The sequence below is a fragment of the Hymenobacter sp. J193 genome (assembly GCF_024700075.1).
Taxonomy (GTDB): Bacteria; Bacteroidota; Bacteroidia; order Cytophagales; family Hymenobacteraceae; genus Hymenobacter.
On sequence record NZ_JAJONE010000001.1, the window covers coordinates 3,072,826 to 3,093,847 of the forward strand.

Annotated in this window: 17 protein-coding genes and 1 tRNA gene; 9 read left to right on the plus strand and 9 right to left on the minus strand. The window is 61.2% G+C overall.

The genetic code is table 11. The features are described 5' to 3' along the window. Positions 1-248: 248 nt before the first annotated feature. The 4 genes from LRS06_RS13515 to LRS06_RS13530 all read right to left on the minus strand — a co-directional run bounded on the left by LRS06_RS13515 (position 249) and on the right by LRS06_RS13530 (position 4,295). A complete protein-coding gene (locus tag LRS06_RS13515) occupies positions 249-1,145 on the minus strand; it encodes an ABC transporter permease (RefSeq protein ID WP_257871954.1) in 897 nt (298 codons plus the stop codon). 76 nt (positions 1,146-1,221) lie between these two features. Next, entirely contained in the window at positions 1,222-2,259 is a 1,038-nt protein-coding gene (locus tag LRS06_RS13520) for an ABC transporter permease (RefSeq protein ID WP_257871955.1), read from the minus strand. 41 nt (positions 2,260-2,300) lie between these two features. Next, positions 2,301-4,022 carry an ABC transporter substrate-binding protein gene (locus LRS06_RS13525; protein ID WP_257871956.1) on the minus strand — a complete coding sequence of 574 codons (1,722 nt, stop codon included), beginning with the start codon at positions 4,020-4,022 and terminating at the stop codon, positions 2,301-2,303. Positions 4,023-4,097: 75 nt separating this feature from the next. Further along, positions 4,098-4,295: a hypothetical protein gene (locus LRS06_RS13530; RefSeq protein ID WP_257871957.1), complete on the minus strand. Its 198-nt coding sequence runs from the start codon at positions 4,293-4,295 to the stop codon at positions 4,098-4,100. A gap of 405 nt (positions 4,296-4,700) precedes the next feature. Here LRS06_RS13530 and LRS06_RS13535 point away from each other — a divergent pair, with 405 nt between their 5' ends. Next, positions 4,701-6,146 carry a hypothetical protein gene (locus LRS06_RS13535; RefSeq protein WP_257871958.1) on the plus strand — a complete coding sequence of 482 codons (1,446 nt, stop codon included), beginning with the start codon at positions 4,701-4,703 and terminating at the stop codon, positions 6,144-6,146. Between the two features lie 48 nt (positions 6,147-6,194). Here LRS06_RS13535 and LRS06_RS13540 read toward each other — a convergent pair whose 3' ends face one another. Together LRS06_RS13540 and LRS06_RS13545 are read right to left on the minus strand one after the other, a co-directional pair. Further along, the gene (locus LRS06_RS13540) at positions 6,195-6,911 is read right to left on the minus strand and encodes a LytTR family DNA-binding domain-containing protein (protein WP_257871959.1); all 717 of its coding nucleotides are present in this window, start codon (positions 6,909-6,911) and stop codon (positions 6,195-6,197) included. 62 nt (positions 6,912-6,973) lie between these two features. After that, positions 6,974-8,314, minus strand: coding sequence for a response regulator (locus LRS06_RS13545; RefSeq protein WP_257871960.1), 1,341 nt, complete (start codon positions 8,312-8,314; stop codon positions 6,974-6,976). Between the two features lie 275 nt (positions 8,315-8,589). On the opposite strand from LRS06_RS13545, the gene LRS06_RS13550 reads away from it, so the two are divergent. The 3 genes from LRS06_RS13550 (at position 8,590) to LRS06_RS13560 (ending at position 16,234) form a co-directional block, all read left to right on the plus strand. Next, entirely contained in the window at positions 8,590-9,201 is a 612-nt protein-coding gene (locus LRS06_RS13550) for a DinB family protein (RefSeq protein WP_257871961.1), read from the plus strand. Positions 9,202-9,338: 137 nt separating this feature from the next. Beyond that, the gene (locus LRS06_RS13555; RefSeq protein WP_257871962.1) at positions 9,339-15,629 is read left to right on the plus strand and encodes an alpha-2-macroglobulin; all 6,291 of its coding nucleotides are present in this window, start codon (positions 9,339-9,341) and stop codon (positions 15,627-15,629) included. Positions 15,630-15,769: 140 nt separating this feature from the next. Further along, a complete protein-coding gene (locus LRS06_RS13560) occupies positions 15,770-16,234 on the plus strand; it encodes a hypothetical protein (protein ID WP_257871963.1) in 465 nt (154 codons plus the stop codon). Between the two features lie 123 nt (positions 16,235-16,357). Here LRS06_RS13560 and LRS06_RS13565 read toward each other — a convergent pair whose 3' ends face one another. After that, complete coding sequence (locus LRS06_RS13565; protein WP_257871964.1) at positions 16,358-16,684, minus strand: 2Fe-2S iron-sulfur cluster-binding protein; 327 nt, start codon at positions 16,682-16,684, stop codon at positions 16,358-16,360. Between the two features lie 101 nt (positions 16,685-16,785). After that, positions 16,786-17,799: an NAD(P)/FAD-dependent oxidoreductase gene (locus LRS06_RS13570; RefSeq protein ID WP_257871965.1), complete on the minus strand. Its 1,014-nt coding sequence runs from the start codon at positions 17,797-17,799 to the stop codon at positions 16,786-16,788. 241 nt (positions 17,800-18,040) lie between these two features. Here LRS06_RS13570 and LRS06_RS13575 point away from each other — a divergent pair, with 241 nt between their 5' ends. The 5 genes from LRS06_RS13575 (at position 18,041) to LRS06_RS13595 (ending at position 20,805) form a co-directional block, all read left to right on the plus strand. Further along, the gene (locus LRS06_RS13575) at positions 18,041-18,382 is read left to right on the plus strand and encodes a hypothetical protein (protein WP_257871966.1); all 342 of its coding nucleotides are present in this window, start codon (positions 18,041-18,043) and stop codon (positions 18,380-18,382) included. Positions 18,383-18,620: 238 nt separating this feature from the next. Beyond that, positions 18,621-18,971, plus strand: a complete 351-nt coding sequence (locus LRS06_RS13580) for a helix-turn-helix transcriptional regulator (RefSeq protein WP_257871967.1) — start codon at positions 18,621-18,623, stop codon at positions 18,969-18,971. Between the two features lie 31 nt (positions 18,972-19,002). Then, a complete protein-coding gene (locus LRS06_RS13585) occupies positions 19,003-19,461 on the plus strand; it encodes a DUF6428 family protein (protein ID WP_257871968.1) in 459 nt (152 codons plus the stop codon). A 61-nt stretch (positions 19,462-19,522) separates the two neighbouring features. Then, a complete protein-coding gene (locus LRS06_RS13590; RefSeq protein WP_257871969.1) occupies positions 19,523-20,296 on the plus strand; it encodes a metallophosphoesterase in 774 nt (257 codons plus the stop codon). Positions 20,297-20,304: 8 nt separating this feature from the next. Continuing rightward, the gene (locus LRS06_RS13595; RefSeq protein WP_257871970.1) at positions 20,305-20,805 is read left to right on the plus strand and encodes a GNAT family N-acetyltransferase; all 501 of its coding nucleotides are present in this window, start codon (positions 20,305-20,307) and stop codon (positions 20,803-20,805) included. A gap of 58 nt (positions 20,806-20,863) precedes the next feature. Here the strand turns inward: LRS06_RS13595 and LRS06_RS13600 are convergent. Further along, positions 20,864-20,937, minus strand: a tRNA-Arg gene (locus LRS06_RS13600). Between the last annotated feature and the right edge of the window lie 85 nt (positions 20,938-21,022).

Consider the following 21,022-nt stretch of genomic DNA (forward strand, 5'->3'; position numbering starts at 1 on the left):
AAAAGCTGAGAAAAACTCAAGGCAGCTACTTGCTGCGTCCGAATTCTTATGCAAGTATAGAGCGGCCTTGTTCGGGTGGAAAGGAAGCAACGTGGGTATTTGTGACATAGGAATAAGGAAGATATAGGCTCCTTTTTGAGAAGAACTTTAAGGTAAAACGGTGTACAAGCTTTGTATGGCGCGTTACCAGATTGTTTGTCTACTGCCTGATTGTGACACGTGCCAGGAGTATTTCGGCACGTTGCGGGCTATATTATTTTCCGTCCGGCAACAACCCGCAGGCTGAGTAGCGTCAGCAGGACGCTTACGCCTGGGAAGGCAGCTACCCACCAGGCTTCCGGGGCCAGCCGGGCGGCGGCCAGCAGGTGGCCCCAGCTGGCTTGCTCCGCGGGCAAGCCAATGCTTAAGAAGGAGAGAGTGGTTTCAAGCCCAATGATAACAGTGAGGTAGAGCAGAAAGGAGGTAGCCACCAAACCGCGCAGGGCCGGCCAGGCGTGCCGCCAGATGAGCTGGCCGTCCGTGAGGCCCAGTGCCCGGGCAGCTTCCAGGTAAGGCAAGGCCTGCACCCGCAGCATCTCGGCTCGTACCAGCCGCATCATGCCCGGCCAGAACAGCATCCCCAACATCAGGATGGCCGATACCACGGAGAAAGGCATAACTGCCGCCAGAATCACTAGTAGAATAAGCCGGGGAACGGACCCCAGTATGGCTGCTATGCCCAGGATCCAGCTATCCAGCGGCACGGCTTTCCTGGTACGCCCCCAGTTTGTGCGGCCCACTCCCCAGGCTAGTGCCCCGCCAATGAGCAGCCACAGCAGCCACGCCAGCACGGTGGTTCCATCAGTGGTTGGCAACAGTAAATACAGCACAGTTAATAGGGCGGCATAGCTGCTGCCCAGCCATTGCGCCCGCGTCAGTTGGAGCCGGGTGTTTCCCCAGTAGCCAGCGCTGCCGCCCAGAAGCACTGCCAGCAGCGTCAACAGTAAGGTAGCGGGCAGGCTTACTCCTACCAGTGTGCGGCTGCCATAAAGCAGCTCGGCCAGCACGTCGCGACCCAGCGCATCGGTTCCCAGCCAGTGTTGGGTGGCGGCGCTGGGCGCAGTGGCTATGAAGGTAATATCGGTTTGGCCGGGCTCAAACGGCAAAGGCAGCCAACCAGCACTGACGGCAACCAAAACTAGCAGCGCCAGCCAACCAACAGCCACCCACAAGTGCCAGGGCCTACGCATGAGCTGGGGAAGTAGCCTGGCGGCGCAGGCGCGGGTCGGCCCAGGCATAGAGGACGTCGGCCAGCCAGTACGATACCAGTCGGGCCGCTGCTACCAGGGCCACGCCGCCCAGCAGCACCGGATAGTCGCGGGTGGCGACGGCTTCAGCCAGCAGTCGGCCCATACCAGGAAGGGCAAAAATTACTTCCACCACTACCGCGCCGGCCAGCAGCGCCGGCAGCAAATCAGTAAGCAGGGTGATAAACGGCAGCGCGGCATTGCGCAGCACGTGACCCCGCAACACTTGCTTGTCTGATAGTCCCTTCGCTCGTGCCGTTATCACGTACTGGCTTCCGGCTTCCCGCCCGAGTGCCGCCACCAGTTGCAAGACCAGGCCAGGCACGGTCACGAGCAGCAAACTACTGACAGGCAACGTGTAATAGTACAGATTTCGGGTGCCTGATTCCCACAAGCTTTCGGCGCCGGCTGGTTCCGGCAAGCCGTAAGCCGGAAACAGCGGAAGAGCGTCGGGGTTGGCGAGCAGCAGCAGTAGGGCCGTGGAAACCAGGAAAAGCGGGGCCGCATCCAGTGCCACGCACAAACTCAGGACCCAAGGGCGCCACCAGCGCCGTCGGGCCAGCCGCAGCCCCAGCCAGAGGGCCAGCGCTACCGAGCCCACAGCTGCCGGCAGCGTAAGGCGAAGCGTGTTGGGCAAGGCTTCACTGATGATGGCTGTTACCGGTCGTCCGTCCCGGTAGGAGCTGCCGAGGTTGCCCGCTGCCAGCTGCCACAGCCATTGGTGGTATTGGTTGTGTTGGCCATGCCAGCGCACTGCCAGAAGCCATGGGCCATAGGAAGGATGGGGAGCAACCGACAGGTAAAACAGCGGTAAATTCAAACCCAGGCGCTTTTGCAAAGCTTGTTGGGCTTGTTGGCGCTCGAACTGCCGTGACGATAAAATGTCGGTTTCGGACGTAAGCTGCACTATGCTGCCGGAGCCGGCCAGTCGGCTAAGCAGGAATACGGTCGAAAGCAGCAGCCACCCCAGCATCAGGGGCTTAAGCAGCCGATACGCAACCCGCCACCACATACCTAAAGCTTCGGCTGCTCCACAAACCCCGCTACCTCGTAGCCCGGCGACAAGCTCGACAGGCCCAAATTGGTAAACCGCTTCGACACGGCTATGGGGTTGCGCATGAAGTACAGCACCCGCAATGGCCGCTCCCGCTGCAGCACGCGTTGGAACTGGCGCAGGAGCTTGCGCTTGCTGAGTGTGTCCTCGGCCGCCGCCAGTTGTTCGAGCAGCCGGTCGGATGCCGGGGAGCCGAAACCGGTGTAGTTGCCGCCAGCCGTGCCAGTGCTGGCCGAATGCAGCAGGGGAATAAAGTTATGCGCAAACGGGTTGCCTACCACAGAGCGCAGGTACACGTCAAATTCACCGGCTTGCAGCTGCTGCGTGAGCTGGGCGCTTTCTGCTGGCCGCAACTGAACCGCAATACCCAGGCGTGCGGCGGCTGTACGGACCTGCAGCGCAATAAATTCGTAGGCGGCATTGCCGGCCCGGTAAGCAATAGTGAAGCCCAACGCCATAGGCTTGCCGTCGGGGCCTGCCTGCCACCAGGACCCATCGGGGCGGCGGCGCCAGCCAGCCTGCTGCAGGTAGGCTATAGCGGCCGCTGGGTTGAAGGTGTCTGCTGGCAGGCTGTCGTTGTAAAAACTGGGTTGTTGCGGGCTGATCATGCTCACGCTGGCATACCCTTGCTGATGCAGCGCGCCATTTAAAATACCCTCTACATCAAACAAGCTGCTGATGGCCTGCCGGGTGAGAGCCTGCCGCAAAACCGGCCGCCGCGTGTTGAAGCCGGCCGTTACCATCTCATAGGAGTCGGGCGTGTACAAGCCCAGGCGCAAGGTATCGGCGGCTGACTGGCGGAGGCGGGCAAAATCGGCCGGCGGAATTCCGGCGTACACGTCTATCTCCTGGCGGCGCAAAGCCAGCAAGGCGGCGGTTTGGTCGGGTATTATCTGAAAGCGAATCTGTTCGGGGTGGGCAGTGAGTTGGGGCACCGTGGCCTGTAGGGCGTCTCCCCACCACGGGCGCTTGCGTTGCAAGGTCAGCTGCTGGCCGGTTTGCCAGGTTTTCAGCTGATAAGGGCCGCTGCCATACCGGCCGGGCGAGCGTTCGAGGCCGGCCGTGGCCAGCCGCTGAATGACAGCCGCCACGGCCGGCCGCGCGGCTGCCACGGAATCGATGTCAGTCAGCGGAAGCAGGCGCAGCGTGTGGGCAGAATCAAGCAGGTGCTCGGGAAGAATGGCAAAATCCCCGGACAGCATCCGATAGTCCGGGGCATATGGGGCGCACACCAGCGTAAAGCGACGCGGGTCTGTTGCTGAAATCGTAATGTCCCGAATAAAGCCGTACTGGGCCTGCATCCGCTCGTTGGGCAAGCCGGGGCAGCGCATAGCGCGCAGGCTGAATGCTACATCGGCCGCCAGTATAGGCTGCCCGTCGTCCCAGGTAGCCTGGGGGCGGATGCGGTAGGAGAAAAAGGAAGCCGACCCGGTGCGCCGCACCGCGGGCAACGAATCGGCTAACAAAGGAACGAGTTGCTGCCGGGGAGCATCAACGGCTAGCAAACTCTGGTACGTGAGGTTGATGGCCTGAACGGCCACAGCATTGGCCAGCATGTGCGGATGCAACGACTCCGGGTCACGGGGCCAGCGGATACGCACCTGGGCCGCAGGAGGAGGAGTCGGCTTACAGGCACCAAGCAGTAAAACCAGCAACGCCGAGCGGAACCACAATCCAAGCATGAAGGTAGGGCCGGATGTAGCCGGCTGCCTGGCAAGATACCCAAGTTTTGGAATGGCCCGAACGAAAGGCGGGTTTTAGGGCTTGCTCACCTGGCCTTCGCCCCAGCTACCGCCACCGGTGGCGGCTGGAGGAGTGGTGGAGGTTGCCTGGCCTTCACCCCAGCTGCCGCCGCCCGTCTCAAGGGTATTTATGGGCTTGGGGGCAACCGTACCATTAGGCTTATTCAGGAAAGTGGCCAACTGCAGAAGGACGAGTGCAATAAGTTCTAACATGACACGCTTACTGTAGTGAGGTGAAGAGAAATGAAGATTTGTTTCGAATTTCCCCTGAAATTTGACCGAAGTAAAGGAAGGTATGGCTGTAAATGGGACTATAACTATGATTTAACTTAATTGCACTTTGCCTTATTTGAGTTATTGGCTTAGGCCTTTTTTAATTACAGAAGTTAGTAAATAACATGGACGTATGCTAAAATATAGCTAATCTTGTGACACGATGTTGGCGCTTGGTGGCCGGAGTTAACACAATAAATATTGTGTTTCTCTCAGAGAGTAAGAAGTAAGTGCCTGGTGAAACCTGCCTGGCATCACGGTTGGCTTGAATCACTTACTAAGGGAAATTAGATGAAGGAATTGGCGTCTATTGCCCGAATTGTGACTAATAGACGGCAGAAAGTGATGCCGTTATTAGACTTTACTCAGAAGCCCAGCCAGAGTAAGGAGTTGCAGCTGCTGCACCTGCTGCAGACGCGCGACAACGTGACAATGCTGCAAGCCGTTCGGGAGCTGTATGGTAGCGGCAGTGCCGTGAACCAGACGGCCCTACGCAAGCTCAAGTCCCGGGTGCAGCACAAGCTGTTCAGTAACCTGTTTTTTCTGGATTATACAGATGCCCGCCACCCGGTATACCGGCGCTACGAGCAGGAATGCCTGGATCTGCTATACCAGGCCGGGGTATTGCTGCGGGAGGGCGAGTACGTGGTATCCGAAAAGCTGTACCGGCGGTGTCAGCGGCTGGCCGCCGAGGGCGAGTTCAACCAGCACGAAGTGACCAGCCTGCTGGGACTGCGGCAGATTTATGCCGAGCAGCGCCAGGCAGGCAAATACCGGCACGCAGTAAAGCAGCTGGTAGCGGCCGAGCGGCTGCTGCAGCTAGAGCAAAAGGCCAGCGAAATTTTCTGGGAGGCCAAAATGATGCTCTCCGATAAAGTGCGCATCCGGCAGCAGCTGCTTGCAAAACTGCCGGAGTTTGTGCGCCAGATGGAGGCGCTGTACGACCAGGCGCCCGTGTTCCGGGTCTACGACCACCTCTACAAGCTGCGCCTGATGCAGCAGGAGTTGAGCGGAGACTACGAAGGTATTATTCAAACGACCAGCGAGTCGGAAAAGCTGTGGGAGGCCGGCAAGCTGAATGCCAAGCGCTTTGACCGGCGCTACAACATGTTTTACAGCGTTTTTGCTCACCTGCAGGCCCGACGCCTGCAGGCCGGCCTGGAGCTGGCGGCGCAGTATCTGAGCGCCTTTCACCGCTCGTCCGGCAACTGGTTTGTGTTCATGGAGCACTACCTCCTGCTGGCCATGCACGCAAGCGAATACGGCAAGGCCACCGAGCTGCTGAAAATGGCCTTCGACAACCCGTTTTTCAGCAAGCTGCGCACGGCGGCTCAGCAGCGGTGGGAGCTGTACCGGGCCTATCTGTACTTTGTAGCGCCCGAAAACCTGCCGGTGCGCAACCTGCACTTTGCCCAGCTGATGCATGTGCTGCCCGAGTACAGCCGCGACAAGCAGGGCCTGAACGTGGCCATCCTCATCCTGCAGTTTCTGTATTACCTCAAGCAGCGCAACCTGGAAGAGGTGCTTTCGCGCCTGGAGGGCCTGCGCAAGTACGCCGGCACCCACCTGCGGGAGGCCGCTGCCCTGCGCGGGCGGTTATTCTTCCGACTGCTGCAGCTCACCGTCACCGAGAACTTTGATGAGGCTCTGTGCCGCCGCAAGGGGCAGCCCCTGCTGGCCAAACTGGCGCAGACACCCATGCCCGGCGAGGCCTTTGCGGGCATCGAAATCATTCCGTACGAAAACCTGTGGCAGCTCACCCTGCACCTGATGCAGCAAGTAGAGCAGTAAGTACCGGTATACCGTTCGGCAAGCCGAAGCTAAGCAAGGCGCCGCCGGTCAGAACTTGTTGAGGCGCTGCGTGACGTCGCGCATGTACGTCTGACCGATGGGAATCAGCTTATGGTCGATGTTGATGGCGTTGTCTTCAATGGCCTGAATCCACTTCATGCCCACGATAAAGGAGCGGTGCACGCGCACGAACAGCGCCGGCGGAAACTTCTCTTCAACGGCCCGCATGGTGCTGTACACGATGAGCTTGCTCTGGCCCGTAACGATGTGCACGTAGTCGCCCAGGGCCTCCACGTAGCGCACTTCGTCGAAGAGCACCTTCACCAGCTTGTTGTCTACCTTCACGAAGGTGAACTCGCTTGAGTCGGCGGCACCCGGTTCCGGGGCGTTGTTGGTAAACTGGTCGAGGGCTTTCTGAGCGGCTTTCAGGAAGCGGGCGTAGCTGATGGGCTTCACCAGATAGTCGACCACCGAAAACTCAAACGCCTCTACCGCATACTCCTTGCTGGACGTGATAAGCACTACGAGGGGCGGGCTGGGCAGGGCCCGCAGCAGCTCGATACCCGACATCAACGGCATTTCCACGTCCAGAAACAGCACATCCACGGGAGAGGTGCGCAGGAACTCAGCGGCCTCCACCGAACTGTTATAGTGCCCCACAGCCTGCAGAAACGGCGTATTGACAATGCAATTCTCGACAATCTGCACCGCCAGCGGGTCATCATCAACGATAAGGCAGCGGAGAGGAGCAGCGGGTACGGGCATAAAGCAGGAAAGGAGATTGGGAGAGTGGCCACAAGGTACGCGGCTCAAACGAATTACAGGAGTCAGACTGAGGCCGCCAGTTCGTCGTGGCGGGCCTGAACAAGCGGTAGCACCTGCCGAAACTGTTGCTCGATAAGCTCAACTGTGCGCACGGCCTCCGGGTTATCGGCTTTGGCCGAAATTTCCAGCTGCTCCAGGTTACGCGTGAGGCTATGCAGGCCGAAATAGGCCACCTGGCCTTTCAGTTTGTGGGCTTCGCGGGCCAGTTGCGGCAGGTCGGAACTCTGGGAGGCCGCCAGCAGCGCCGCCACCTGCCGGGGCGCCTCCCGGAGAAACGTTTCCAGCACCCGCACCATAAAGGTGGTATTGGTGCCCGCCAGCTCTTCCAGGATACTCCAGTCGGGGCGTAGCTCGGTTTCAGGCGGCCCGGCAGGGGATAAGGCGGCGTGCTCCGGCGGCCCGGCCGCAGTGGCCCGGTCGGTGCAGCGAGCCAGCGCGGCGTGGAGCGCAGCCGGCTCGAAGGGCTTGGGCAGGGCGTCGTTCATGCCAGCAGCCAGGGCCAAAGCGCGGTCCTCGGGCAAAATAGCTGCCGTAAGGCCGAGGATGGGCAGCTGTCGAGCATCCGGGAAGTGACGACGCAGCTCCCGGGTAGCCTCATAGCCATCCATTTCGGGCATGTTCACGTCCATCAGCACCACATTGAAGGGCTGGTGCAGGGCTGCCTCCACGGCTAGGCGGCCGTTGGCCGTCACCGTCACCTCCACATTCCAGGCTTCGAGGGTTCGGCGGGCTACCAGTTGGTTGAGGCCGTTGTCTTCGGCTACCAGTACCCGCAGAGGCGGCTCAAATGGCTGCAATATCGTGGGCAGGTGAAACGGCGTGGCCGTCGGATCCGGCTGGCCGGCATCAGCTCGGGAGCCGTCGAGCAGGTCGTTGAACAGCGTGAGCAACGTATGAGAAGCTCCCTGTAGCGCGGTAAGGTCCTGCAGCTGCCCGGGCGTCAGCGGGCTTTGCCGCAGCAGGTGAGAGAGGCCCATCACGGCGTTCAGCGGCGTGCGAACTTCGTGGCTCATATCGGCCAGAAACCGGGTCTTGGCCCTCTGGGAAGCTTCTGCCGAAGCGTGTGCTTCGGCCAGTTCGATAGCGCGCTGCAGCAGCGTTTGTTTCAGCTGCTGCTCGCGCCGCCGCGCCGCCCGCAGCAGACCGTAGCCAACCACCATTAAACTCAGAATCAGCAGCGCCCCAACCCAGACAGTAGGCCAAAAAGCAGCGGGAAGGTGCAAAACCAAGGGCGTATGAGCGAAAAATGACGCCGCCAGATGCCTGCTGCCGGCCGGCGGCAACAGGTACTGCTGGGCGGGGCCAATCAAGCGGGCACTCCATTCGGTTAGCAAAAGCCCCATACAGCGCATAGACATACAATTCAGGCGGGAAAAGCCGGAAGCCTGGCCCCAAGGCAAACAGTTCCGGCAGGAAGGAAGCCTACAGCTGAATTTCTGGTTGGGTTGCCGCAGCCATCCAAGCTTGGCCGGAGCAAGGGCTGGCAGCCTCCGGGGCTAAGATAAAGCGGAATGCCGCAGAAACCTTGAGGGCAGGCGCGGGCTTTGGCCGGCAAAAGGTTGGCTAAACGCGCCGAGACGCGTACCTTGCCTCGCTGCCACTGCTATCCTTCTGTCGTATGTCTGCCTCGCCCACCCGCACTACCGAATTTCTCGACCAGCTGGAAAAAAGCATCCGCCGCGCCCAGGAAGTAAATAACGCGCGTTTTCGCCAACTCGACATCCAGGAGCTGAACCGCCGCCCGCACCCCGGGAAGTGGAGCGTGGGACAGTGCCTGGAGCACCTCAACATTATGGGCGGCCACTACCTGCCCGATATGATGCGGCGCGTGCGCCTGGCCCGCCAGCGCGGCAGCCGCCCCGCCGAGCAGGTAAAACACGGCTACTTCGGCAGCAAGCTGGTGGAGGCTATGCGTACGCCCGCCAGCGAAAAGCCCCTGCAAACCCCGCAGCAGTTCGCGCCCAGCGGCTCCCGACTGCCGCGCACCGTGGTAGAGGTGTTTGGCCGGCAGCTTGATGAGCTGCTGCGTATTATTGCCGTGGCCCGCGAAATCAACGCCAACCGGGTGCGCATCCCCAACCCCGTGTTTCCACTGCTGCGCATCCGCCTCACCGACCAGCTGGAGGCGCTGGTGCTGCACCTGGACCGCCACCTGCTGCAGGCCGAGCAGGTGCTGAACACCAAGCCTGCCGCCGGCTCGGCCCGGCCCGCCACCTTCGAAACCGAATAACGAAAACGCCCGCTTCTGTTACTCCGGAAGCGGGCGTTTTCGTTGGGCGGAGCATAACGGTTGAGGTTATTTCCGCACATTTTTCGGCTGCGTGTGTGCTTTTGGCCGGATCCGTGCATCTATGTCTGTACTCACCCATGCGTTTCGCGCGTTATCGGCTCATGCGTTTCTTCCTGCTGGCTTGCTTTTCCCTGTTGATGCTTTTCTCCACTGGTTCTTCGGCGCCCACGCCGCCCGCTGGCCCCGATCCTAAAAAATGGCAGCAGGTAGATGTCCTGCTGGCGAAGAACCAAACCACTTCGGCTGCCAAGCTGGTCGACGAACTGTACCGCGCTGCGCGCCAGCGCCAGGATGCGCCTGAGTACCTGCGCGCCCTGCTCTACAAGCTGCGGCTGCTGGAAGCCAAGGAGGAAGAGTCCGACGTGAAGGCCATTGCCTTGCTGGAAGCCGACCTGAAAACGGCGCAGTTCCCGGCCCGGCCCGTGCTGCACAGTTTGCTGGGCCAGCTCTATGCCACCTACTACCAGGAGCACCGCTACCAGCTCTACGACCGTACCAGCGGCGCCACCGAAAATGCCGCTCCTGCCGATACCAGTGCCCAGGACCTGCGCACCTGGGATGCCGCCCGTCTCGGCAGCGCCGTAGTGCGGCACTACCGTGCCTCGGTGCAGGATGAGCCCCTCCGCCAGCAGCAACTGCCCCTGGCCCGACTGGGCTACGCGGTACTGGGCGGCAACGCCGAAGGCCGCAGCCTGCGCCCCACGCTCTACGACCTGCTGGCGCACCGCGCCGTGGATGGCCTCCAGAACGACGAGTTCTACGTGACGCACCCTGCCGTACAGTTCGAGCTGAAAGCCACCAACCTGTATGAGCCAGCCGCGCAGTTTGCCCAACTCAAGCTCACAGCGCCCGCCGCCGATACACTCAACGGCCAGTTTCACGCCCTGCAGGTGCTGCAGCAGCTTACCGCTTTTCGGCTGCAGGAAGCCCAAAACGTGGCGGCCCTGGCCGATGTAGACCTCAGGCGCCTGCGCTTCGTGCAGCAGCATTCCGTGCTGGCCAGCAAAGACTCGGTGTACCAGCGGGCCCTGGCCCGCGCCGCCGAAACCTACCAGCCTCTGCCTATCAGCACGGAGTTTCTGGCTGAACAAGCCGAAAATTTGGAAGCCTCACAACCCGTTAAAGCCCGGGAAATAGCCCTGGTAGCTGAGAAGCGCTTTCCTAAATCCCGCGGGGCACAGCGGGCCCGCGCCTTGCGGCAGCGCATCGAGGCCGTAGCAATAGCCTTCACCACCGAAGAAGTAGTGCTGCCCGCTCAGCCCTGGCTGCTCAAGCTACAGGTGCGCAATGCGCCGCAGGTGTATGCCAAAGCTTACCGCATAAGCAGCGCCCAGGCCCTGCGCCAGCTGGAGCAGGCCTACCGCAAGCCGCTCACCTGGGAGGAGCGCTACGCCCGCGTGCTGGCCGCCAAGCCCGCCGCGGCCTGGACGCTGCCCATTTCCGGCCCCGTCGATTATACCTCCCACAGCGTGCAGCAGGCCGGGCCGGCGCTGCCGCTGGGGCATTACCTGATTGTGCTTAGTACGGCTGCTGATAACCCCGTCAAAACTCAGGGCAACGTCATAACTTCCTACGGCGAGCTGCACGTGAGTGAGCTGAGCCTAGTGCGTCGCAACTCCGCCACGCAGCCTGGGCCGCAGGTGCTGGTGCTGCACCGGCAGAGCGGCCAGCCGCTGGCCGGGGCCAGCGTGCTACCCTTTATGCGGTACTACGACCAGCCCAGCCGCAACTACCAGCAGCGCCGGGGAACCAAAGCCACCACTGATGCTGAAGGCCAGGCCCAAATAGTCATAGGGCAGACCTCCAGCGAGAATACCCAGCTGCGGGGGCTGTTGCTGATCAAAGGTGCCGACTCTTTGCTGATTGAGGAAGGTGGCTACTACGGCCCGCGCTACATCCGCGACGAGGAGCAACTCCAGCGCCAGACTTTCCTCTACACCGACCGCGCCATCTACCGCCCTGGTCAGACGCTCTACTTCAAAGGCATCCTGACGGAAACCCAGGCCGGCAAATCCCGCCTGCTCACCAAGCAGCCCGTTTCGGTGCGGCTCGTGGACGTGAACGGCCAGACGGTGCAGACGCTGCCCTTCACCAGTTCCGACTTTGGCTCTTTCCACGGCTCCGTGGTGCTGCCTACGGGCTTGCTGAACGGGGAAATGAGCCTGCAGACCGACAACGGCAGCGTGGGCTTCGCAGTGGAAGACTACAAGCGGCCCACCTTCCAGGTCACGTTTGAACCCGTGAAAGGCACGCCCGTGCTGGGCCAGCCCGTAGTGGTGCGCGGCCAGGCTACGGCCTACGCCGGGCAGCCCGTTGATGGTGCCACGGTGCGCTACCGCGTGGTGCGCCGCACGTTCTGGCCTCTGTACCGCCCGTACGGTGGCCGGATGGGCTACCCGGGCCCCAATGGCCGGGCAGAAGTGGAAATAATAAATGGTACCACCCAAACCGATTCGGCGGGTGGGTTCACCGTCAACTTTACCGCGCAGAGCGAGGCCGGCGCCAACAAGCGCGGTGGCTGGGGCCCTGGCTACGTGTTTGAGGTGACGGCCGACGTAACCGATGCCGCCGGCGAAACGCGCACCGGCCAGCAAAGCATCAGCCTGGGCAACGCGGCCCTCACGCTGCGGCTGGAAGTGCCCGAGCTCCTGAACCGCGACAAGCTGCCGGCCCTACGGCTGCTGAGCACCAACGCCACCGGCGAAGCCCGTCCCGCCAAGGGGCAGCTGCGCCTCTACCGCCTCACGCCGCCCGCCCGCGCCTTCCGGCCCCGCCCCTGGGAGCGGCCCGAGCGTGAAGGATTGAGCCGGGAGGAGCTCAAGCGCCGCTTCCCGCTGGATGCCTACGGCCCGGAAGACAACGACAGCACCTGGGCGCGCACGGAAGTCTTCACCCAGAATTTCGATACCAACACCACGCCCTTGCTGCCGGAGCTGACCGCCGCGCTAGCCAAGCAGGCGCCCGGCCGCTATGTACTGGAAGCTACCGCCACCTCGGCGGAGCAGCCTGCCAAAACCGAGCAGCGGTTCACGCTCTATACTCCCTCGGCCAACGAGCTGCCCGTGCCCACCACCGATTGGTTTGTGGCCTTGCAGGACAGCGTAGCCCCCGGCCAAACGGCCCGGTTCCTGGTCGGCGGCAGCGAAGCCGGCGCCCGGGTGCTGGTGGAAGTGGAAGCCGCAGGCCAGCCCCTGCGCCGGGAGTGGCTGACCCTGAACGCCAACGAGCAGCGCCTGGTAACCGTGCCGGTGCCCGCCGCCCTGGGCGAAACGCAGCTTTACATCCACACCACCCAGGTGCGCGACAACCGCCTGTACCTGCACAACGCCGTGGTGCAGGTAGCCACGCCGCCCGCGCCGCTGCGCCTGAGCATTGCCACCTTCCGCGACAAGCTCCAGCCCGGCCAGAAAGAAACCTGGCGCGTCACCATCCACAACGCCGGCGGCAAGCCCGCCAATGCCGAGCTGCTGGCCACGCTCTACGACCAGTCTCTGGACACGTTCCGGCCGCACAGTTTCACGGATCTGGATTTCCCGAAACCGTACCATCCTGCGCTTTTGGGTTGGAGCGGGCAGTTCGGGACGGAAGAATCTAATGTGCTGTTTGAACAGGAAAGCAGTGTGGATGTCACTGAGTTGGTTTATCCTGAAATAAATCTGTGGGATTATGATGAGCCTGTGATAGTGGGTTATGGTGGTGGCCGGCCCGTGAGTGTACGCGTCAGAGGCAGTGTAAGTCGGATGGTGAAAGCGGATGCGGTAATGGCTGCCCCCGCCGCTCCCATGGTAGCTATGGATGCTCAGGCAGGTGAAGGCAAAGCTCTCCGGGAAGAAGCTCAAGCATCTTCTGATGGTAGCACCCAGGCGCCCAAGCCCGATCAACCCGACCTGTCCGGCATCCAGGCCCGCAAGGATTTTCGCGAAACGGCCTTCTGGCTGCCCGCGCTGCGCACCAACGACCAGGGCGAAACGGTGCTGGAATTCCAGATGCCCGAAGCTGTGACGCGCTGGCAGCTGCTGGCCCTGGCCCACGACCAAGAGCTGCACACCGGCCTGCTTCGCCGCGACCTGGTAACGCAAAAGTCCCTGCAGGTGACGCCCAACGCCCCGCGCTTTTTCCGCGAAGGCGACCAGCTGCGCTTCTCGGCCAAGCTCAGCAACCTCACCGCCCAGCCTCTGAGCGGTACCACCCAACTTTTCCTCTTCGACGCCCGCACTCAGCAGCCCATCGAAAGTAAAGTGCTGCAAGGCACGGCACAGCAGGCGTTCCAGCTGGCCGCCAACCAAAGCACGGCCGTGAGCTGGAGCCTGCGCATCCCCGAAACCGCCGAAGGCCAGATTCCGCTTGAAGCTATTACCTACCGCGTGGTGGCTTCGGGAGAACTGAGAGGTAAGAACGAAGAAGTAAGAGCGGATAAAAAGTCCCGCAAAGAAGCCAAAAACCAAAAACGAGCAACTAGAAACAAGCAACTAGAAACTGTCTCCGACGGCGAGGAAAACACCTTGCCCGTGCTGCCCAACCGCATCCTAATCACCGAAAGCCTGCCGCTGCCCATTGTGGGGCCGGCTACGCGGGAGTTTGAGCTGAAAAAGCTGACAAGCACTACCTCCGGCACGCGCCGCAACTACTTGCTCACGCTGGAAATGACGCCCAATCCCGCGTGGTACGCCGTGCAGGCCCTGCCTTACCTGATGGAGTACCCCTACGAGTGCTCCGAGCAGGTGTTCAGCCGCCTCTACGCCAACCTGCTGGCCGCCCGCATTCTGCAGCAGAACCCCAGGCTGCAGCCGGTGCTGGCCGAGTGGAAGCGCGCCGCCCAGGCTGGCGACAAAGATGCCCTTACCAGCAAGCTGGAGCAAAACCAGGAAGTAAAGGCCCTGCTCTTGCAGGAAACCCCCTGGGTGCGCGACGCCCAGAGCGACACGGAGCGGATGCGCCGCCTGGCCGAACTGCTCGATGAGCCCCGCCTGCGCGCCGAAACTGCCCGCGCCCTCCTCAAGCTGGCCAAGATGCAGCAGCCCAACGGCGCCTTCCCCTGGTTTGAGAAGATGCCCGACGACCGGTACATCACTCAGCTTATCGTGGCGGGCTTTGGCAAGCTGCAGAAGCTGGGCGCCTTCGATGCCAGCCAGGACGAGCAGGCCCGGCCCATCCTGCAAAACGCCCTGCGCTACCTCGACGAGCAGCTGCAGCGCGACTACACTGAGCTACGCAAGCAACCGAAGGTAGACCTGAAGAAAGACCACCTAGGTGACATTCAGGTGCAGGCCTTGTATGCCCGCAGCTTCTGGCTGAAGCAGGCCGTAGCCAAGTCGGCGCAGCCGGCCCAAGCCTACTACCAGCAGCAGGCCGCCACCTTCTGGCCCTCCCAGACGCGCTACCTCCAGGCCCAGCTGGCGCTGGCTTTACACCGGACGAAAGCGGCTCCGGCTGCCGTGCGCGACGTGCTGACGGCCCTGCGCGAAAATGCTTTGCACTCGCCGGAGCTGGGCATGTACTGGAAGGAAGTGCGCGGCGGCTACTACTGGCGCGAGGCGCCCACCGAAACCCAGGCCACGCTCATCGAGGCATTCGACGAAATCCAGGACGACCAGAAAGCGGTGGATGAAATGAAGCTCTGGCTGCTCAAGCAAAAGCAAACCCAGCACTGGGAAAGCACCCGCGCCACCGCCGATGCCTGCTACGCTCTGCTGCTGCGCGGCTCCGACTGGCTGCAGCCCACCCAGCCTTTGCAGGTGCGGGTAGGAGGGGAGTTGGTGAAGCCCACGGCTCAGCAAACCGGTACCGGCTACTTCAAAACCACGTGGTCGGCAGCCGAGGTGAAGCCGGCCCAGGGCAAGATTTCGGTGCAGAAGCCCGATGCGGGCGTTGCCTGGGGCGCGCTTTACTGGCAGTACTTCGAGCAGCTCGATAAAATCACGCCCGCTACTACGGCCCTGAGCCTGGAGCGGCAGTTGTTCCGGGAGCAGCGCACGGCCGGCGGTCCGGTGTTAGAGCGCTTTACCGCCGCCGCGCCCCTGCGGGTGGGCGACGTGCTAGTGGTGCGCCTCGTGCTGCGCGCCGACCGTGACCTGGAGTATGTACACCTGAAAGACCAGCGGGCCGCCGGTCTGGAGCTGATCAGCCAAACCTCAGGCTACCGCTACCAAAGCGGGCTGGGCTACTACGAAAGCCCCCGCGACGCAGCTACCAACTTCTTTATCGGCTTCTTCCCCAAAGGCACGCACACGTTCGAGTACCGCCTGCGGGCCGCTCAGAGTGGTGATTTTTCGGGAGGCCTTTCGCAGCTGCAGTGCCTCTACGCACCGGAGTTTACTACCCATTCGGCCGGCACGCGGGTGCAGATAGGGGAGCAGTCCGGCAAGTAGCAGAAAATTGCATTTTTACTTTCAATATCGCGGCGCAAAGGCCTGAAAAGTCTCTTTGCAGCCTGCCGGTTGGGGTGTGGCTTGTTATTCGATTCAGGATCTGGTACTTTTGCCCTCCCATCAACCGAAGAAATTAGCTGATGCGTACCTTAGTACTGTGTGCGGGGCTGCTGCTGAGCGGGGCCGGAGCACTGGCTCAGACCCAGAAAAAGCCAGCCTCCTCCACCCCCGATACGGCTGGAAAAGTAGCCGTGCCCGTGCGTCCGGCTTTGCCCGGGGAAGAAAAGCTGACGGCCCAGGAGCGGGTAGAGCGGGACTTTCTGATGCCCGTGCGTCGCAAGATGCAGCCCGCCGCGCCCAAGCCCGAACCAACTGCCGCAGTACCAGCCGACGCCACGGCCCGGCATGTAGCGGCCACCCCGGCGCCAGCCACTGAGGCCGTTGCTCCCGCTGCCGAGAAGCCCACTGAAGCCACTGCCACGCCGGCTGCCCCCGCCGCCCCGCGCCGCCACTATACGCGCACCCGGCACCGGTCTGCCACCAGCCGGAAGGTTAGTAGCAAGAAACGGGTAACGAAGAAAAAAACTACTTCGCGCCGCCGCTAGAGCCTTCAAGGGCATTCTAGGTGAAGCGAAACTGAGCAATAAAAAGACGCGGCCGCAACGGCCGCGTCTTTTTATTGCTCGGTCTTCTCGTAGGATAGTACGAAATGCCGCAGTCAGCAATTCTTACGCGTTCTGCGGCATCAGGCGCACTACCAGGCCATCCATCCGCTCATTGATGCGAATCTGGCAGGAAAGACGGCTGCCCTGCGTCATCACCGGCAGGCTTTCCAGCATGGCCAGCTCATCGTCGCTGGGCTCGGGCAGGGCCGGGCCGGCCAGTACCTCCACGTGGCAGGTGCCGCACAGGGCCATGCCGCCACAGGTAGCCTGAATGTCATAGCCATCGGCCTTCAGGATTTCCATCAGACTCAGGCCCATATCGGTGGGCGCTACTACCTCGCGCCGCTGGCCGGGCGCTTCTTCCACATACACGCGTACTTCGTCGGTCATGCTATATCAATGAGTGAATGGGTGAATTAGTGACTGAGTGATTTTGTGAGTTGGTAAACGATAGAACATCAACTCACTAAATCACTCAGTCACTAATTCACTTACAAGGTGGGTACCCCGTTGACGGTGGTGTACTTGAGTACGTACTTTTTGTCGGGGTTGATGTATTTGAATGCTCCCTGGGCCATGAGGGCGGCCTCGTGGAAGCCGCACAAAATCAGCTTCAGCTTGCCGGGGTAGGTGTTGATGTCGCCGATGGCAAACACGCCGGGCTCGGAGGTAGAGTAATCCAGGGTGTTCACCTTCACCGCGTCGTCCTGCAGCTCCAGGCCCCACTCGCCAATCGGGCCGAGCTTGGGCGTAAGGCCAAACAGCGGAATAAAATGGTCCAATACCACCGACTCAGTGGCGCCGCCGTTGGCTGTGATGGTTACGGCTTCGAGGTGGCCGTTGCCGTGTACGTGGGTGACGTTGCTGCTCAGCACTAAGCGTACTTTGCCGGCTTCGTGCAGCTTCTGCACTTTCTCGGCCGAGTCGGCGGCCCCGCGGAAGGTAGTGCCGCGGTGCACCAGGGTCACTTCCTTCGCCACATCAGCCAGGAAGATAGTCCAGTCGAGGGCCGAGTCGCCGCCGCCGGCAATAACCAGGCGCTGGTTGCGGAAGTGTTCCGGGTCACGCACCATATAGTGTACACCCCGGCCGCCTTCAAACTTTTCGAGGTCTTCGATAGCCGGCTTGCGCGGCTCGAACGAGCCCAGGCCGCCGGCAATACAGATGGTTTTGCAGATGATTTCGGTGCCGTCGGTGGTGAAGAGCTGGAAGGTGCCATCATCGAGCTTGGCGTAGCGCTCCACCCGCTCGCCCAGCGTGAAGGTGGGGTGGAAGGGCGCAATCTGCTGCATGAGGTTGCGCACCAGGTCGCCGGCCAGCACCTCGGGAAAGCCCGGGATGTCATAAATCGGCTTTTTTGGGTAGATTTCGGAAAGCTGTCCACCCACCTGCGGCAGGGCATCCACCACGTGGCAGCGCAGCTTCAACAGGCCGGCTTCGAAAACGGCAAACAGCCCCACCGGCCCGGCGCCGATGATGCAGATATCAGTGGAAATAGAATTCATACGGAAAGCAAAAGGCTGCGCAGAAAGACTGCGCAGGCGTTAAACACCTAAACCCGCTAAAACGTTGGCGGGCCGCACTAAACGGCCGCAAAGGTACACTGCGGGGCGTTGTATTATACTATTTCTTCTACATTTGGTGGAGCAGGAGGTGGTAGTGGCTGGGGTGGCTCCGCGTTAGGCCTGATGTTGTTGAGTACCGTAGCCCGGCTTGCCCGGGCGCAGGAATACTGTTTGGAGTAGCATGAATTTACCGGCACTGGCACATACCGAGTACCTCACCATCTATTACGATGAGGCCAATGGCTGGCTTTACAACCAGTGGCGCGGCGAGCAGACGCAGCAAACGGTAACGGCCGGTTGCCGCGCTGTGCTGGGCTTCGTGAACCAGTTGCAGCTGCGCAAAATCCTGAACGACAATTCCCTGCTTACCAAGCCCTGGGCCGGAGCGGCCGAGTGGGTTGAGCGGGAGTTTTTCCCGCGCGCCGCCGATGCCGGAGTAGAAGCCATTGCCTGGGTGGCCCCCCGGAGTATTACAACACTCTGTCGGCTCGCCTGCAGCTGCGCGGGCAGGAGCGGCCCATGATTTTTCCCTTCGAGCAAGCCAGCGTGGCCGCGCAGTGGCTGCGTGATGTGTAGTTGGCTGATATACAAAATGGTGCACCTATTCTGTGCAAACTCCGCAGCCGGGCCGGCCGCGGAGTTTGTGCTTGGTAGCGGATTAAGCACAGGCTTTTCGGGGATATTAGAAAAATAAATTTACTATGACGTAAACATCCGTCATACTATGTCGTATATTTACGTCATAGTATGACGCTTTTTGTATGACGCACGCCAAAACCACGGAGTTTACCCAGCAGCAGCAGGACCTTGCCCGCGTAGCCAAGGCGCTGGCGCACCCCGCCCGCGTGGCCATCATCCAGCTATTAGCTTCTAAACGAACCTGCATTTCCGGCGACATAGCCGCCGAGCTGCCCTTAAGCCGCACCACCGTGTCGCAGCACCTGCAGGAGCTAAAGGTGCTGGGCCTTATTCGGGGCGAAATCGACGGCCTCACCGTGTGCTACTGCCTCAACTATGAGCTGCTGCAACAGGTCCGGCAGCAGTTCGCCGGCTTTTTCGGCGAGGTGGCTACTGCTCCTGCCTGCGGGCCGGCAGATGCCTGCGCCTGCTAACTGACTTTCTCATCCTTCAAACGCCCTAATCATGAAGATATCCGAAATGAAAGCCTTTCTCGCGGGCTTGGAAGCCGTTAACTTTCGCCTGCCGGATGGCGCTTACCTGCCTGCCCATTTCCACGTGACGGAAGTGGGCCTGGTAAACAAGCACTTCATCGACTGCGGGGGCGTGGAGCGCCGCGAAACCGTGGCCAACTTCCAGCTTTGGGAAGCCGGCGACTACGACCACCGGCTTGCTCCCCGTAAGTTTCTGCACATTCTCACCTTGTCGGAGAAGATTCTGGGTTCTGAGGATCTGGATATTGAGGTGGAATACCAGCAGCAGACCATCGGCAAATTCGGCCTTATGTTCGACGGGACGGATTTCGTGTTAACTCCCAAGCAGACGGCCTGCCTCGCCCAGGATGCCTGCGGCATTCCCAGCCACCAGCTTGCCCTGCAGCAACTGCAGGTTGCCGGTTGCGCCCCGGGAGGCGGGTGCTGCTAAAGCTTCTGTTAGGCCTGGCCTCGCGAGAGGCTCTTTTCCGGCTACTACCCCGCTTTTTCAAATGACTATTGCCTTTTTCTCGGATGTGCACGGCAATCTGCCGGCTCTGCAGGCCGTGCTGGCCGATATCGACCAGCGCCAGCCGGACATGGTATTCTGCCTGGGCGACCTGGTAGGCTACGCGCCCTGGCCTAATGAAGTCGTTGCCGAAATCCGGCGGCGCGGTATTCCCACCCTGGCCGGCAACTACGACCAGGGCATTGGTCTGGGTAGCAGCGAGTGCGGCTGCGCCTACAAAACGGAGGAAGACAAACAGCTGGGCGCGCAAAGCATTGCCTTCACCAACGCCGTCGTGGGGGAAGCGGAGCGCCGCTACCTGCGCCTGCTGCCCAAACATATGTGCCTGGAGTTTGTCGATGAACCCAGGACGTTGAGCTTACTAATGGTACATGGCTCCCCACGCCGTATCAACGAGTATCTGTTTGAAGACCGACCGGAAGAAAGCCTGCTGCGGATACTGGCCGATGCCCGCGCCGATGTGCTGCTGTTTGGGCATACGCACAAGCCTTTCCATCGGGCCCTGGCTTATCAGCAGGAAGGCCAGACTCGCTACCGCCACGCGCTCAACGTCGGCTCGGTTGGCAAGCCCAAGGATGGGACCCCGCAGGCAGCTTACCTGCTGCTCCACCTCGATAACGATACTTGCCTCACCCGCCCCGATGGCCTGCGCAGCGAGCTGGTGCGCGTGCCCTACGACGTTGAAAAAGCCGCACAGGCCATAGAAGCCAGCCTTTTGCCCAATACCTACGCCGACATGTTGCGGCGCGCTTACTAACTTTCCGAATGGACATTCGACTTGTACCCCTCGCCGAAGCGCACTGGCCGGCCGTGCGCGCCATCTACGAGCAGGGTATTGCCACCGGCAATGCTACTTTTCAGACTGAAGCTCCCAGCTGGGAGGCCTGGGACGCCGCGCATCTCAAGCACAGCCGCCTGGTTGCTCTCGATAATACCGAGCAGGTACTGGGCTGGGCTGCTCTCACGCCGGTATCGGGACGTTGCGTGTACGCGGGCGTGGCCGAAGTGAGCGTGTATGTAGCCACCCAAGCCCAGGGGCACGGCGTAGGACGCCAGCTACTAGCGGCTCTGGTTGCCGAGTCTGAGCAAAATGGTATCTGGACGCTGCAGGCGGGGATATTTCCGGAAAATACGGCCAGTATCCATCTGCACCAGGTTGCCGGTTTTCGAGTACTAGGCCAGCGGGAGCGAATAGGCCAGATGCGCGGCCTGTGGCGCGACACCGTTCTGCTGGAGCGCCGCAGCGCCACGGTGGGCGTAGAATAAAACGAAAGTAACGGAACAATAAAAAAGGCCCTCAGCGTGCTGCTGAGGGCCTTTTCTGTGGTCGCATAAGGAGTCGAACCTTAAACCTTCTGATTCGTAGTCAGATGCTCTATCCAATTGAGCTATGCAACCAGGTACCGCCAACAGAACGATTTTCCGTTTTGGTTGTGCAAAGATAGCAGGGTAAGTACGGGCTGTGCAAGCTGGGAGCGGCATT